This window comes from Halobacillus campisalis, assembly GCF_030345335.1.
Taxonomy (GTDB): domain Bacteria; phylum Bacillota; class Bacilli; order Bacillales; family Halobacillaceae; genus Halobacillus_A; species Halobacillus_A campisalis.
Genome location: NZ_JAPVRC010000004.1, coordinates 135,316 through 151,886 on the forward strand (window position 1 = coordinate 135,316; position 16,571 = coordinate 151,886).

At 43.2% G+C, this 16,571-nt stretch carries 12 protein-coding genes; 11 read left to right on the forward strand and 1 reads right to left on the reverse strand.

From position 1 onward, the window contains the following. Positions 1-40 precede the first annotated feature (40 nt). Positions 41-3,244: a DEAD/DEAH box helicase gene (locus O2Q26_RS10400; RefSeq protein ID WP_289215845.1), complete on the reverse strand. Its 3,204-nt coding sequence runs from the start codon at positions 3,242-3,244 to the stop codon at positions 41-43. A 296-nt stretch (positions 3,245-3,540) separates the two neighbouring features. Between O2Q26_RS10400 and O2Q26_RS10405 the strand changes: the two genes are divergently transcribed. From O2Q26_RS10405 to ppaX, 11 genes are all read left to right on the forward strand, one after another. Next, positions 3,541-5,124, forward strand: a complete 1,584-nt coding sequence (locus O2Q26_RS10405; RefSeq protein WP_289215846.1) for a peptide chain release factor 3 — start codon at positions 3,541-3,543, stop codon at positions 5,122-5,124. Between the two features lie 166 nt (positions 5,125-5,290). Then, positions 5,291-7,270: an excinuclease ABC subunit UvrB gene (uvrB, locus tag O2Q26_RS10410; RefSeq protein WP_289215847.1), complete on the forward strand. Its 1,980-nt coding sequence runs from the start codon at positions 5,291-5,293 to the stop codon at positions 7,268-7,270. A 7-nt stretch (positions 7,271-7,277) separates the two neighbouring features. Continuing rightward, a complete protein-coding gene (gene uvrA, locus O2Q26_RS10415; RefSeq protein ID WP_289215848.1) occupies positions 7,278-10,154 on the forward strand; it encodes an excinuclease ABC subunit UvrA in 2,877 nt (958 codons plus the stop codon). A 70-nt stretch (positions 10,155-10,224) separates the two neighbouring features. Beyond that, positions 10,225-10,596, forward strand: a complete 372-nt coding sequence (locus O2Q26_RS10420; RefSeq protein ID WP_253935377.1) for a YojF family protein — start codon at positions 10,225-10,227, stop codon at positions 10,594-10,596. Then, entirely contained in the window at positions 10,589-11,248 is a 660-nt protein-coding gene (bshB2, locus tag O2Q26_RS10425; protein ID WP_289215849.1) for a bacillithiol biosynthesis deacetylase BshB2, read from the forward strand. Before O2Q26_RS10420 ends, bshB2 begins: the two co-directional genes overlap by 8 nt. 422 nt (positions 11,249-11,670) lie before the next feature. Further along, the gene (locus tag O2Q26_RS10430; protein WP_289215850.1) at positions 11,671-12,696 is read left to right on the forward strand and encodes a DUF4097 family beta strand repeat-containing protein; all 1,026 of its coding nucleotides are present in this window, start codon (positions 11,671-11,673) and stop codon (positions 12,694-12,696) included. Positions 12,697-12,724: 28 nt separating this feature from the next. Next, entirely contained in the window at positions 12,725-13,069 is a 345-nt protein-coding gene (locus O2Q26_RS10435; protein WP_289215851.1) for a phage holin family protein, read from the forward strand. Positions 13,070-13,187: 118 nt separating this feature from the next. After that, the gene (hprK, locus tag O2Q26_RS10440) at positions 13,188-14,129 is read left to right on the forward strand and encodes an HPr(Ser) kinase/phosphatase (protein WP_289215852.1); all 942 of its coding nucleotides are present in this window, start codon (positions 13,188-13,190) and stop codon (positions 14,127-14,129) included. A gap of 14 nt (positions 14,130-14,143) precedes the next feature. Then, complete coding sequence (gene lgt / locus O2Q26_RS10445) at positions 14,144-14,980, forward strand: prolipoprotein diacylglyceryl transferase (protein WP_289215853.1); 837 nt, start codon at positions 14,144-14,146, stop codon at positions 14,978-14,980. A gap of 16 nt (positions 14,981-14,996) precedes the next feature. Beyond that, the gene (locus O2Q26_RS10450) at positions 14,997-15,941 is read left to right on the forward strand and encodes a nucleoside recognition domain-containing protein (protein WP_289215854.1); all 945 of its coding nucleotides are present in this window, start codon (positions 14,997-14,999) and stop codon (positions 15,939-15,941) included. Then, positions 15,931-16,569: a pyrophosphatase PpaX gene (gene ppaX / locus O2Q26_RS10455; protein WP_289215855.1), complete on the forward strand. Its 639-nt coding sequence runs from the start codon at positions 15,931-15,933 to the stop codon at positions 16,567-16,569. Before O2Q26_RS10450 ends, ppaX begins: the two co-directional genes overlap by 11 nt. Positions 16,570-16,571 lie beyond the last annotated feature (2 nt).

Sequence of the window (16,571 nt, forward strand, 5' to 3'; positions counted from 1 at the left end):
GCACAGAAAAGAACTTCTGTGCGACAGCTTTTTTTCGTCGTTATTGAAATAAGTTGCGTATTTCCTCTTCGCTCAATGAGCTTAGCATCGATTCTCCCGGCTGAATAATCTGATCGACCAGGTCGCGTTTTTTCTGCTGTAGCTGGAAAATGCGCTCTTCAATCGTACCTTCTGAAATCATGCGGATGACTTGAACGACTTTTTCCTGTCCGATCCTATGAGCTCGACCAGCTGCTTGTTCTTCAATAGCCGGGTTCCACCATAAGTCATAAAGAATGACAGTGTCGGCTCCTGTCAGGTTCAGCCCGGTTCCTCCGGCTTTCAATGAAATGAAAAATGCATCATTTTCTCCTTGATTGAATCGTTCAACCATTTCTACACGGGCTTCGCTTTTTGTACTTCCATCTAAATAAAATGCTTCTAATCCAGTTTTCGTTAACTCTTCGTACATCAGCTTGAGCATGCTTGCAAACTGGGAAAAGATGAGCACGCGGTGACCGCCTGCTTTCAATTCTGACACGAGTTCTTTCAGCTGCTCGAGTTTACCTGATTCTCCTTCGTAGTTTTCTAGAAAGAGGGCAGGGTGACAGCAGATTTGCCGTAGTCTCGTTAAGCCGGCCAGAATCTCAAGCTTTCCACGCTGAATCCCCTTCGTTGCAATCGTTTCTTTAACTTCAGACTGTATTTTTTCTAAATAGGCTAAATACACTTCTTTTTGAGGGCGTGTAAGTTCTGAATATTGTACAGTTTCAATTTTATCAGGAAGTTCTTCGAGCACTTCTGTTTTCATGCGTCGTAAAATAAATGGTCTTGTCATCCGAGCTATTTTTTCAGGTTTCATTTGGAGGAATTTTTTCTTGCTTGTGTAAAAACCTGGCATGATGGTCCTGAAAAGTGCCCATAGTTCGGTCAATGAATTTTCGATAGGTGTACCGCTTAAAGCAAAACGGTGCTTTGCCTTTAATGAGCGAACAGCCTGAGAAGTTTTCGTCGATTCGTTTTTGATTGCCTGCGCTTCGTCCAATATTATGGCGTGGAAGGTTTTCCCCTCATAAAACGTAACGTCCTGGCGCAGCAAAGGATAAGAAGTGATTAGTATATCTGCGCTCGCTTTTTGGATCTGTTCACTCCTGGATATGGGGTCTCCTGTAATCACCTGAACGGATAGCGTTGGTGAGAATTTTTCAATTTCTTTTTTCCAGTTATATACAAGAGAGGCTGGAGTGACGATGATCGCTGGCTGCTCCATCAGACCTTCTGTTTTTTCATAAAGTAAAAAAGCGATACTTTGGACAGTTTTTCCGAGTCCCATATCATCGGCTAACACACCACCCAGTCCGTAAGTCGAAAGAGTTTTTAACCATCTGAATCCTGTCAGCTGGTAGCTCCTTAGTTCGGCTTCTAGAGTATCAGGCGGATCGATATTGAACGATTGCGGGGATTGCAGCCGCTGGACAAGCTGGCTGAATCGCTCATTGCGCTCTTTTTCTTCAAGAGCCAGTGCATCATTAACTTGCAGGCTCCTCGCTTTGGAGATTTGTAGAGAAGACCCATCAATATCAGATGAGGATAAGTCTAATTCTTCTGCTAATGTCTGGAATCTTTCAAATGATTCTGAAGTAAGTGACAGTAAAGCCCCATCTGATAACCGGTAGTACTTCTTCCGTTCGATAGCGGCTCTTAAGGCGTTACTGACATCATCTTCAGAAATGCCATCTATTCCGAACTTCACATCCAGCCAGCTGCCATCGCTTTCGATGTCTACTGAAGGGACGAGCTCACGGTCCTGATTGTCAATGATTGATTTTACAGAGTTAGAGGTGTAAACATCTGCTATCTGGGCCAATTCTGGCAAATAATCGATCAAGAAGCGGTCAAGCGCTTCATCTTCTTCTAGATACACTGTTTCACCATCAAATCTGAACTCAGCCTGTTCAATGATATGGATAATCGACTGCTCCGTTTCACGGTCACGCTGGATGATTTGCTGATTATCTACGCTCTGCTTTTTAAAGGGATGAAGGGTATGATCGCCATAAACAAATGATACATCGATCGTCAGAGCCCATTGTTCAAAATCCAAATACACTTTCGTAGTCAATTCCTCTTGCACGATTTTACTTTGAGCGGAAGGATCAAGCCTTACATTAGCGATTGACTTTAATTCTGGAAGTACATAAGATACGATCCCTTCCATGTCGACCTGCCCTACAGTATGGTTCCCGTTGGAATTGTATGGAAGAAGGGAATGGAGCGTGCGGACCACCTCTTCTTTTTCTGGAGATAAAGGGTAGAAGCACGCATTGTTGTAAAGGAGGTGGTACTCCTTTAAGTATTCAAAGTTCTTAAGCTGATTCATGTGCAGATGATACATGCCTCGCTCTTCAGCAATATAAAAATCAAGTTCTGGAAAATCGTCCATCAGCTCTAATTGACCGACAGCACTGCCTCGTTCGATGACTTCACAGTACTGTGGCGCCAAATATTTCATTAGATCCGGGGCGAGAGCGGGAGGTATCGTCAGGACGCGCTGTTCTCCAGAGTTCCAGTGGCGATCATAAAAAAGCTCTTGTTCATAAGCGTCATGAAGCTTTTCAATGATTTTCAAATCATTATCCTTGAAATAATGATCGGCCGGATCGTATGAGAATTTTTTTGAAATACGGTAAGGCTGGTCCTGGCGGATATGTTGAAGAAGACTGCGGATGTCCTTAATCACATATGGGTAGTCCTCACCAAGCTTAATTTCAAGCGCAAGATTTTTACTTCCAAGCAGGGATTGGATGTGTAAATAATATTGGATATTCAATGCCTGTTTGGAAGAGTTCGTATAGCGGTTTTCCTGACGGTCACGGAACGTTTCGTATAATCGCATAGCAAATACACGGTCCATTTTATGGTCCGTTTGTTCAGGGGGCGTTTCAGTCTGCTGCGTCAGTTTAGGAGATGCTTCTGCAATGGCCTGCTCTCTTATTGCACATAGAACGGCTGCAATATGTTTGCAGCTGAAGTACGTATCATAAGCGGGACATTCGCATCGGGCTTCCAGGTCGTCGTCTTCAAAAAAGAAAACGCGTACTTCATAATCATGAGTACCCGTCACGACGGCTCGCCAGGAACGAATGGCGCTGTTATGAGAGAGGGCGTATACTTTTCCTTGCTTATAGTATTGCTCTCCACGATCATAAAACGTTTGTCCTGTAATTTTTATAATATCTTTAGGTTGTAAAAGGTATGACTGCATAGCTTGCATCCTAACTCTAGTCTTTTTAATCATTATAACAGGTAAACGGGGTAATTTTCTTCCTTTATCTTTGGCTATTTTCTCCTGTTTATGAAAATCCATGCCATGACGCCCATGTTGAACAGACATATTGATTTTAAGTGCTTGATATGCTAACTTTCAAGGTAGAGAGTTTTAAATTCGAAGGGCCGCTCGTCGAGTGAGCGGCCTTTGTTATGGAGTGAAATGGCCGATGTGATACGTATATCCTATCCAACCATTGAAATGATCCATTAATAGAACTGGAGGATATCACGATGACGATAAAAAATGAGATGGAAAAGCGCCGGACATTTGCAATTATATCCCACCCGGATGCTGGTAAAACGACAATGACAGAAAAAATGCTTCTGTTCGGTAACCTGATTCGCTCGGCGGGTACGGTGAAAGGGAAGAAGTCAGGAAAGTTCGCTACTTCAGACTGGATGGAAATCGAGAAACAGCGAGGAATTTCTGTAACTTCTAGTGTGATGAACTTTCCTTATAAAGGATATCAAGTCAATATTCTTGATACTCCCGGACACGAAGATTTCAGTGAAGATACGTACCGGACATTGACGGCCGTTGACAGCGTAGTCATGGTCATTGATGGTACTAAAGGAATCGAAGCGCAGACATTGAAATTATTTAAAGTCTGTAAAATGCGCGGTATCCCTATTTTCACTTTCATTAATAAAATGGACCGTGAAGGCCGTGAGCCCCTAGAATTAATGGAAGAAATCGAATCGACTCTGAATATAGAAACGTATCCAATGACCTGGCCTGTTGGTATGGGGAAACGATTCATGGGTGTTTTCGATAGAGAAAATGAGCAATTCGTACAATATACGGGAAATGAAGAAGAAACGTACATCCCTAATTCCGAGCTTGATCAACATCCTGAGCTTACGGAAGATCCAACATATAAAGAAGCTGAAGATGAGTTGATGCTTCTGGATGAAGCAGGAGACGGATTTGATCTCGATAAAGTGATGAAAGGGGATCAAACACCAGTATTCTTCGGAAGTGCGCTGGCTCCATTTGGTGTAGAAACTTTCTTTAACACATTTATCAATTATGCACCTGAGCCTGCTCCACGCCGCTCTACTGAAGGTACAGTATCTCCAGAAAATGAAGAGTTCTCTGGATTCATCTTCAAAATTCAAGCGAATATGAACCCTCAGCACCGGGACAGGATAGCTTTTGTAAGAATTTGTTCCGGGAAGTTTGAGCGAGGAATGAACGTAACTCTTTCAAGGACCGGTAAAACGTTTAAGCTTGCACAGTCGCAGCAGTTCGTCGCTTCTTCACGAGGAACTGTGGAAGAAGGGTACGCAGGCGACATTATCGGAATCTATGATCCAAATGTTTACCGAATCGGTGATACAATCTTGACGGGTAAACAAAACTTTGAGTTTGATGAAATGCCGCAGTTCCCCCCTGAATTATTCAAAAAGGTTACGGCAAAAAACGTCATGAAATCAAAGTCTTTCAAAAAAGGTTTAGAGCAGCTTGTACAAGAAGGTGCGATCCAGTTGTTCAAGCACTATCATTTTGAAGATTACATCATCGGAGCCGTCGGTGAGCTGCAGTATGAGGTATTTGAATACCGCATGAAAAATGAATACAATGTCGAGGTTGAACTGACTTCCATCGGTGAGCGGATCCCACGCTGGATTCCTCAAGATCAAGTGGATGAGTCTATGTTCGATGACCGGAACATGCTTGTATTGGACCGTGAACAACAGCCGCTTGTGTTATTTAAAAACGACTTCTCTCTGCGCTGGTTCAAAGACAAACATGAAGATATCGAGTTGATTGATTTATTCGAAGTCAATCAGTATGATCAATCTTACGAATAAAAATAAAAACCTAAGGATGTAGTATCCTTAGGTTTTTTTACGTTCGATTTGGACTGGGAAGATATTCTATCAAAGTACAGTACCGAATGTTTGTTCGTTGCATGTTAGAATGGTAAAATATTGTGGTAAACTATTGATGAACGAATGTAGAACGGAGGATTGTGAAATGAACAATCAATTTGAATTAGTTTCAGAATATCAACCTCAAGGCGATCAGCCTCGTGCAATAGATGAACTTGTCAAAGGGATTCAAAACGGCCAGAAACACCAGACTTTACTAGGTGCTACAGGTACAGGGAAGACCTTTACGATGTCGAATGTCATACAGGAAGTTAATAAACCGACCCTGATTATTGCTCATAATAAGACATTGGCAGGGCAGCTTTACAGTGAGTTCAAGGAGTTTTTTCCGAACAACGCTGTAGAGTATTTTGTCAGCTTTTATGACTATTATCAGCCGGAAGCTTATGTTCCGCAGACAGATACATTTATCGAAAAAGACTCAAACATAAATGATGAGATTGATAAACTCCGCCACTCTGCGACCACGTCGTTATTTGAGCGTAACGATGTAATCATCGTCGCAAGTGTTTCTTGTATTTATGGCTTAGGTTCTCCTGAAGAATACAGCAGCCAGGTTTTGTCACTCCGTCCTGGAATGGAAAAGGACCGTGATGAACTGCTCCGTTCATTAGTGGATATCCAGTACGCTCGAAATGATATCGACTTTCAGCGCGGAACTTTCCGTGTGCGAGGAGACTCTGTGGAAGTAATTACTGCTTCACGTGAGGAACACGCAATTCGCGTAGAATTTTTTGGAGACGAAATTGATCGGATCAGGGAAATTGATGTACTGACCGGAGAAGTTGTCGGCGACCGTGAGCATGTAGCTATTTTCCCGGCTTCCCACTTCGTAACCCGAGAACAAAAACTGAAAAAAGCAATCGAAAATATTGAAAAAGAAATGCACGTGCGGGTTAAAGAACTGAAGGATCAAAACAAGCTGTTAGAAGCCCAGCGCTTGGAACAGCGCACGAATTATGATTTGGAAATGATGAATGAGATGGGCTTCTGTTCGGGGATTGAGAACTATTCCCGACATTTGACATTCAGAGAAAAAGGAGCAACACCATATACATTGATGGATTATTTTCCTGAGGACTCCCTCATCATAGTGGATGAGTCACACGTTACGCTCCCCCAGATCCGAGGAATGTTTAACGGAGACCAGGCGAGGAAGCAAGTTCTAGTCGATCACGGATTCCGATTACCTTCGGCATTGGACAACCGTCCGTTAAGGTTTGAAGAATTCGAAAAGAAAATCGAATTTATCACCTATGTGTCTGCAACACCTGGACCTTATGAACTTGAGCATACTCCTAAAATGACGGAACAGATCATCCGTCCAACAGGACTGCTCGATCCGGAAATAGAAATTCGGCCGATCCACGGTCAAATTGATGATTTGATTGGAGAGATCAATAAGCGGAAAGACATCAATGAACGTGTGCTCGTCACCACCTTGACTAAAAAGATGTCTGAGGATTTGACAGATTACCTTAAGGAAATCGGGATCAAAGTGGCTTATCTTCACTCCGAAATCAATACGATGGAGCGAATAGAAATCATACGGGATCTGCGTCTAGGCAAGTATGATGTCCTCGTTGGAATCAACCTTCTAAGGGAAGGAATCGATATCCCTGAAGTTTCCTTAGTTACAATTTTGGATGCGGATAAAGAAGGGTTCCTAAGGTCGGACCGCTCGTTGATTCAGACGATAGGACGGGCTGCCCGTAATGAAAACGGGCGAGTGATCATGTATGCGGACAAAACGACAAAATCAATGCAGTACGCCATAGATGAAACGTACCGCAGGAGAGAGAAGCAGATCGCTTATAACGAGGAACACGGCATCACCCCTAAAACGATCAAGAAAGAAATTCGCAGTCTCATTTCTGCAACGAAGGTAGCGGAGGAAGAAGAATCCTATCTGACCGAAAAGAAACCATCGGAAATGACGAAAAAAGAGCGTTTGGAATTAGTGGATAATTTGGAAACTGAGATGAAACAGGCTGCTAAGGACTTAGATTTCGAACGTGCAGCAGAACTGCGGGATGTCATCTTAGAATTAAAAGCGAAAGGATGAGGACCTTATGGCCAGTAAGAACATTAGTATAAAAGGGGCAAGAGCCCACAATTTGAAAAATATCGATATAGATATACCAAAAAATAAACTCGTGGTCATGACCGGTCTTTCTGGCTCTGGTAAGTCTTCTTTAGCTTTTGATACGATTTACGCCGAGGGTCAAAGAAGATATGTTGAATCATTGAGTGCGTATGCGCGTCAGTTTCTCGGCCAAATGGATAAGCCTGATGTAGACTCCATTGAAGGGCTGTCTCCAGCAATCTCCATCGATCAGAAAACGACGAGTAAAAACCCACGTTCTACCGTAGGTACCGTTACGGAAATTTATGACTACCTCAGACTTCTGTATGCTCGTGTTGGACGCCCAACCTGCCCGAATCACGGCATTGAAATCAGCTCCCAGACTGTCCAGCAGATGGTAGACCAGGTTATGGAGCAGCCGGAACGTACGAAGCTTCAGGTTTTGTCACCTGTAGTTTCCGGGCGGAAGGGAGAACACGTGAAAGTGTTCGAACAGCTCCGTAAAGAAGGCTACATTCGCCTGCGGGTAGACGGAGAGATGAGGGAAATTTCCGAGGAAATATCTTTGGAAAAAAACAAGAAGCACTCGATTGAAGTAGTCGTTGACAGAATCGTTGTGAAAGATGGCGTTGAAGGGCGGCTCTCCGATTCCATCGAAACGGCTTTGAAGCTAGGAGCTGGTCATCTAATCATTGATATTATTGACGGGGAAGAATTGCAGTTCAGTGAACATCATGCCTGCCCGATTTGCGGTTTTTCAGTAAGCGAACTGGAGCCGCGTATGTTTTCATTCAACAGTCCATATGGAGCATGCAGCCGCTGTGACGGCCTGGGAACTCAGCTTGAAGTGGATCTTGATCTCGTCATTCCCGACTGGAATAAATCTTTAAGGGACCATGCCATCGCTGCCTGGGAGCCGACAAGCTCTCAATATTATCCTCAGCTGTTACAAAGCGTAGCGAATCATTATGGCATTGATATGGACAAACCGGTCAAAGATTTATCAAAAGATCAGATGGACCGCGTCCTTTATGGGAGCGGAAATGAAAAGGTTCAATTCCGTTATGAAAATGACTTTGGTAAAGTCCGTGAAAATGAAATCTTTTATGAAGGAGTCATCCCTAACATATCAAGAAGGTATAGGGAAACCGGTTCTGACTTTATTCGTGAGCAGATGGAGAAATATATGGCACAAAAGCCATGTCCGAAGTGTGAGGGTAACCGCTTGAATGAGGAAGCGTTAGCCGTGCTGATCGGAGGCAAACATGTGGGAGAGACGACCGAATATTCGGTTACGGAAGCTAAGGAATTTTTCGATAGCCTTGAGCTTACCGAGAAGGAAGAGACCATCGCCCGCATGATCCTTAAAGAGATCTGTGAACGGTTAAGCTTTTTGGCTAATGTAGGCCTTGATTACCTGACCCTCTCAAGATCTGCGGGAACACTGTCGGGTGGCGAAGCTCAGCGTATCCGCTTGGCTACTCAAATTGGTTCTGCTTTGACGGGCGTCCTTTATGTCCTTGACGAACCATCAATCGGTCTTCACCAAAGAGATAACGATCGACTGATCAATACGCTGAAAAGAATGCGTGATTTAGATAATACGTTAATCGTTGTGGAGCATGATGAAGACACGATGCTGGCTGCTGATTACTTGATCGATATCGGACCAGGTGCAGGTGCTCATGGCGGTGAAATCGTTACCCAGGGCACACCGAAACAGGTGATGAAAAGCAGCAAATCGCTTACCGGACAATATCTGTCCGGCAAGAAATTTATTCCTCTTCCAGCAAAACGACGTAAAGCGGATGGACGTTATATTACGATCAAACAGGCTGAAGAGAACAATTTGAAAAAAGTGGACGCAAGTATTCCTCTTGGATTATTTACAGCCGTCACTGGTGTATCAGGCTCAGGAAAGAGTACACTGATCAATGATATTTTATATAAGTCATTATCCATGAAGCTTCATAACGGCAAGCAGAAGCCAGGGAAACATAGAGAAATCAAAGGCATAGATCAATTGGAAAAAGTCATCGACATCGATCAGTCACCGATCGGACGGACGCCGCGCTCCAATCCCGCCACCTATACCGGAGTATTTGATGATATCCGTGATGTTTTCGCACAAACGAACGAAGCAAAAATACGCGGATATAAAAAAGGCAGGTTCAGCTTCAACGTCAAAGGCGGTCGATGTGAGGCCTGCCGTGGAGACGGAATCATCAAAATCGAAATGCACTTTCTGCCGGACGTGTACGTACCATGTGAAGTGTGCGACGGCAAACGTTACAACCGCGAAACTCTGGAAGTGAAGTATAAAGGGAAAAATATTTCAGAAGTCCTTGGCATGACGATTGAAGAGGCGCTGGAGTTTTTCGCAAACATTCCTAAGATCAAACGGAAAATGCAGACTGTCGCAGATGTTGGACTTGAATACATTAAGCTAGGACAGCCGGCAACAACGCTTTCCGGGGGTGAAGCCCAGCGTGTAAAGCTGGCCAGTGAACTTCACCGCCGTTCGAATGGAAAATCATTTTATATACTCGATGAGCCGACCACTGGACTTCACGTAGATGATATTTCACGTCTGCTGAAAGTTCTGCAGAGACTGGTGGATAATGGCGATTCTGTTCTCATCATTGAACATAGTTTAGATGTGATCAAGGAAGCGGACCACATTATTGACCTTGGTCCCGAAGGCGGGGAAAAAGGCGGACAGATCATCGCTACCGGTACCCCGGAAGAAGTAGCAGAAGAAAAAGCTTCTTATACAGGGAAATATTTAAAACCCGTACTTGAACGTGATGAAAAGCGCATGAAAACGAAGTTAAAATCAAGAGAAAGAGTCTCTTCAAAGTAGATGCTTTGACGCTGTCGATGGATTTGAAGTATCGTTAAACAAGAGACGTTTAACGGGAGGAATTTTGCAAATGGAAGCGATAGATCAATCAGCAGTACAAGAAAAAATCAATCATTTTGCCAACAAAGACGTATACATTCATTTAGAAACCACGAATGGAGCGTATGCCAGCCACTTTGATGAAACAGCCTACAATGTAGGAGCATTCATCCGCAATGCTAAAGTGAATTATCAACATGGAAAAATTGTGAGTACAGGCGGTTCGTACCGAGTAGGACTAAAGCTCGATATAGGCTGGGTTTATGCAGAAGGAGTCAGTGACTTCGAAATTGACGAAAAGGATCGTCTCCTTTTAGCAGGCCATGATCGAGAAGGACGATTGATGGTAGCGTTGGAAATAAGTGAAGAGCCATTTACTCATGAGGCAGAAGAGCATGAGTAATAAGCACATTCTAGTCATTTTCCCCCATCCAGATGATGAGTCCTTCGGCACTTCTGGAACCATTTCGAAGTTTCGGGCAGAAGGGGTGCCAGTCACCTATTTGTGCGGGACATTAGGGGAAATGGGAAGAAATATGGGAAATCCAGTATTCGCTAATCGAGAAACTCTGTACACCTACAGGAAAAAGGAATTGGCTGAAGCTGCAAAAGAGCTGGATATTGACGTAGAATTGTTAGGCTACCGTGATAAAACTTTAGAATTTGAGCCACTTGATGAATTGGCTCAGCATTTGAAGGAACGTATTCTTGCGTACGGAGCTACTACAATCATTACACATTATCCAGGATACGCCGTACACCCTGATCATGATGCATTAGGTGCGGCTGTCGTCAAAGCTGTAGAGCTTATCGAGCCAGGAAAGCGGCCTGAGGTATGGATGCACGCCATTACGAACAACCATGAAGATGAATTAGGTGAGCCGGACTTCGTTTTTGACATTGAGCCTTATTGGGAAAGAAAAGAAGCGGCAATCCGGGCTCATCTGTCACAAGTTGATGGGATGATGAATTTAATAGAGAATCACGAGCAAACATCTAAACAGATTCAACGATTGAAAAGAGAGCAGTTTTACCGCTTAACACTTTCTTCGTGATACCTGATGAGTTAGACACCCTTGTAGAATGTTCAACATTTCTTCAGGGTGTCTTTTTTCTCTTAACACTCATTTTTAGTCTTTGGCTATGCTACACGTCGTAGTTGATTTTTTCATTAGAGAGTTATCAGGGCAGAGTTTTTGGGAACTTCGAGACATTCAGTTAGTGGAATCAGGGTGGCGGGGAATGGCTCGTCCTCCTAGGGAGCGCAATGAGTCTCCTGTGGGGTGTTCATGATCGGTGAGATCCAGGAAGGCGAAGCCTGAGGAAGCTCACTACATGCCCATGTAAATCGATTCGTTTTCTAAATCCACCATATCCAAATATAATCTTATTTGGAAAAACCACCTTTAAGAATTTTCAAAGCCTAGTTTTTTATTGGAGCTGGCAGGGAATAAAATAATAAAGGAGCGAGTGGCAGATGAATGAAGAGAGAATGAAAATCTTAAAGATGATTGAAAATGGTACCATTTCAGCAGATGAAGGAGAGAAACTTCTCAAAGCTGTTGAATATTCTAAGGAAGAAGAGACAAAAGCAGCGGGAAAAAAATACGGACTAAAAGATTTTGTCGGAGAAGCCGTAGAGAAAATCAAAAACGCTGATTTTGATTTGGCATTCGGTGAGGCTGTAGAGTTTCAATATCATCTCCAAACCGATGAAGAATCTTTTCATGACCTGGACATCACTATCGCTAACGGGTCCTTATACTTGGAACCCTGGCAGGAGACTTACGCTCAAGCGGAATGCCAGGTGAAGGTTTATCAAGCTGCAGATGAAAAAGAGGCGAAAGAGCAGTTTTTGGCTGATGGGCAATTTGATGTTACGAACGGGATATTGCGGTTTGCCAACCCCTCTAAAAAGGTAAAAACACATGTTAAACTTTACTTACCAAAAAAGCGGTATGACTTTATTAAAGCTAAGCTTTCAAACGGAAGCATCACCACGGCTGAAGTTCAGTCCGACCACTTTCATATGAAAACGAGTAACGGAGCTTTGAAGGTGAATGGGTCCAAAGGCGAAACATGTAAGTTAGAAACTGGAAACGGTTCGATAACAGTCTCTGACAGCCGCTTCTCTACGTTTGAAACGGATACGATCAACGGATCCGTTAAAGTAGACGGCCACTTCGGGAAGTGTGATGTGTCCGCTGTAACTGGCAGTATTACAGTGAAGAACTATGGAAGTGAAGCTCACACAGGTTTTTTCAAAACTACGACAGGGCAAGTCATTGTCTACGTACCTGAGAGCAGAAGAATTGACGGTAAGATTAAAACTAGCATGGGGAGCCTTCACTGTGAGGTAGAAAACTATAAGATTTTAAGAAATAAGAAAGAAATCATGACCAAAGAGCTGGTGTTTGAAGCCAGAGAACAATTCGAAGACGTTTATCATGTAGAAGCGGACACTAAAACCGGGTCCGTTTATGTAAAGGACACTTCGTCATAATTTTGTATGGTAGAAGAGAGGGATATTTGTGAAAAACTGGTTATTACACATATTAGTTAACGCGATTGCCATCATTATCGTCAGCTTTGTATTCAGTTCTGTGGAGATTGAAGGATTCATTGGTGCGCTGATCGCAGCATTGATACTATCTATATTGAACGCGATTGTACGACCGATTCTTGTAATTTTGACTTTGCCGATTACGGTCCTGACTTTAGGGTTGTTTTTATTGGTCGTCAATGCCATTACGCTGGCTATGACTGACGCCTTATTAGGCAGTACATTTGAAATTGCTGGATTTGGAATGACGATTATTGCTGCTCTTGTCATTTCATTACTCAACTTAGTGCTGAATAGTTTTATTAAAGATTAACAGATATTTATATCAGCCCTATAGGCATTCTTATGCCTATAGGATTTTTTGTGTCCAAGATTTTTCAAAACATGCTACAATAAGGGACAGTGAAGTTACGAAATATAGGAGGTCTACCATGAGTAAAGTTAGAACGGAGCATTTGTTAGATCGTTTTGAGCTTGAATTAGTTGCAGGTGAGGACGGCGTTCACCGTGAGATACATATGAGTGATATTTCACGCCCTGGTGTTGAGATGACAGGATATTTTAAATTTTATCCTAAAGATCGTTTGCAGCTCCTAGGTAAAACGGAACTTTCTTATTTCAATGAATTGACCCATGAACAGAGAAAGCATAGAGCTGAACAGTTATGCACGGATATCACACCGGGAATCGTCATCACTAGAGGCATGGATATTCCTGAAGAACTGGCTGTAGCTGCAAAAGATGCAGGAGTCCCTTTAATGCGTTCACCGCATAAGACGACTCGTGTAATCAGCCGTCTGACTAATTTTCTGGAGACTAAGTTCGCCCCGTTCACCGCTATTCATGGTGTGCTTGTTGATATCTATGGTATTGGAGTTCTGATTACGGGGCAGAGTGGTGTAGGTAAAAGTGAGACAGCCCTTGAGCTTGTCAAAAGAGGACATCGTCTCGTAGCTGATGATAGTGTGGAAATCCGACAGGAGGACTACGATACGCTAATCGGAAATAGTCCGCCTTTAATCGAACATTTACTAGAGATCCGTGGTCTGGGCATCATCAATGTCATGACTTTATTTGGTGCGGGAGCTGTGCGCAGTTTCAAGCGCATAACTCTCGTCATCAATCTGGAAATCTGGGATAAGAATAAACAGTATGATCGACTGGGTCTTGAAGAAGAGACGATGAAGATTATGGATGCCGAAATACCTAAAGCTACAATCCCTGTACGACCGGGACGTAACTTGGCCGTTATCATTGAAGTAGCTGCCATGAACTTCCGGTTAAAGCGTATGGGTGTCAACGCAGCTGAAGAATTTTCTGAGCGGTTGACAAAGGTCATCGATGAAGACCAAGATCAATCACCGGAAGAGTAAGGAGAGAGTAGATCGTGTCATGTTCAGCAGAATCACTTGATCGAGTATTATTACAATTAGGTCCCCTATCTATCTATTGGTATGGAGTTATCATAGCAACTGGCGCATTTTTAGGCTTGCTAATAGCGACAAGAGAAACGGAACGACTAGGTTTGAAGAAAGATTATATGGTGGACATCGTCGTATATGCAATTCCAGTTGCGATATTATGCGCGAGACTTTATTATGTCATTTTTGAGTTTGATCGATATATTGGTGAGCCATGGTGGAAGGTGTTTGCGATATGGGAAGGCGGCATCGCTATCCATGGTGCACTGATCGGTTCATTTCTGACGGCTTATGTCTATACAAAAGTCAAAGGTTTATCCTTCTGGATGATGGCTGATATCGCAGCTCCCAGTCTAATTCTAGGACAGGCCATCGGACGTTGGGGAAATTTCATGAACCAGGAAGCCCATGGCGGCCCTGTTTCGGAATCTTTTTATAATAACTACATGCAATATTTGCCGAATTTTATTAATCAGCAGATGTGTATTGATGGTACGATGTATCATCCAACGTTTCTATATGAATCTTTATGGAACATAGCAGGATTCATTCTGCTTCTCGTTTTGCGGCATAAATTCAACCCTCGACGTGGAGAAGTATTCTTAAGTTACATTATTTGGTATTCCATTGGACGTTTTTATGTGGAAGGACTGCGTACTGACAGCCTCTATCTGTTCAGTGAAATACGAACGGCACAGTTCATTTCGATCGTGCTTATTATCGTTTCGCTTATCATCGCAGTTTATCGTAGAAAAATGGGGCTGGCGGATAAGTATTATAACGGTAAAAAAGTGAAAAAATAAGAAGGAGGGGTGAATAATGTCCGCTATTTTACTAGAAGGACTAAAAAAAGGGATGAAGCTGACTTGGACATTAGGAAAAGTTATATTTCCTGTCACGTTGATCGTCACCATTCTTCAGTACACCCCTGTACTTCCTTGGGTAATGGATCAGCTTGCTCCTTTGATGAGCCTGCTTGGTCTTTCAGGTGAAGCCGCAGTACCTCTGGTGCTCGGTAATTTTCTGAATTTGTATGCAGGTATTGCTGCGATCATTTCATTTGAGTTTACTGTGAAAGAGGTATTTATTCTTGCGGTTATGTTATCGTTCTGCCATAACTTGATTATTGAATCCACTGTGGCGAAGAAAGTAGGCGTAAGCTGGTGGCTCGTCATCGGAGTCAGGGTCGGATTAGCCCTCTTCTCAGCGGTCGTCATCAATTTAATGTGGAGCGGCGGGCAGGAACAAGCCCAATACGGATTTGCTCCAGAGCAACGATCTGCACCAGAAGGGTGGGCAGAGATCATTTTACAAGGTTTGCAAACGGCCGCCATGGGGATCGTTCAATTAGCGTTGATCGTCATTCCATTGATGATTGTCATGCAGTATTTAAGAGAAAAAGGCTGGCTTGAACGTTTTTCCGATTGGCTTGCTCCAGCTACTAAATTCCTCGGAATGGAACGTAATACGTCTATGACACTAGCAGCCGGCCTGACGATTGGACTGGCTTATGGTGCTGGATTGATGATACAAGCAGTCGAGGAAGACGGTGTTTCTAAAAAAGATATGTTTTTAGCAATGATCTTTCTCGTATCCTGTCACGCCGTAGTTGAAGATACGCTCATCTTCATCCCTTTAGGCATACCAATCTGGCCGCTTCTTATCATTCGTCTGACGACCGCCATATTATTAACTGCAGCCGTAGGATTTGTCTGGAATAAATTACAGCGTGAGAAGAGGAGAAGTTTGACACATGAGTATTAATACAATTCTTTTTGATTTAGACGGCACATTAATCGACACCAATGAATTGATCATCGCTTCCTTCACACATACGCTCGGCCAATATGCTGAACGTCCTTATTCGCGTGAAGAGATATTGGAATTTATCGGACCTCCGCTTAGGGAAAGCCTGAGTAAAGTAAATCCGGATCGAGTAGATGAAATGGTTGCAACGTACCGCGAGCATAACACTAAAAACCATGATGAATATGTCACGGCTTATGAAGGTGTAGTTGAAACAGTCAAAACGTTAAAGGATCAGGGTTATCGCTTAGGTATCGTCACGACAAAAATGCGCCATACTGTAGAAATGGGACTTGCGCTGACAGGGTTGGACGGTGTATTTGAAACGGTCGTGACACTAGATGACGTACACCATGCTAAACCACACCCTGAGCCTGTCATCAAAGCGCTTGAAGCATTGAATGGAACTGCGGCACAATCTCTTATGGTCGGTGATAATACCCATGACATTGAAGCTGGGAAAAATGCTGGCACGAAAACTGCGGGTGTTGTATGGACAGTAAAAGGGCGACAAGTGCTGGACGACCTGAATCCAGATTTCATGCTTCAAAAGATGGATGATCTGATCGAAATTTTGGGAGGATAAAT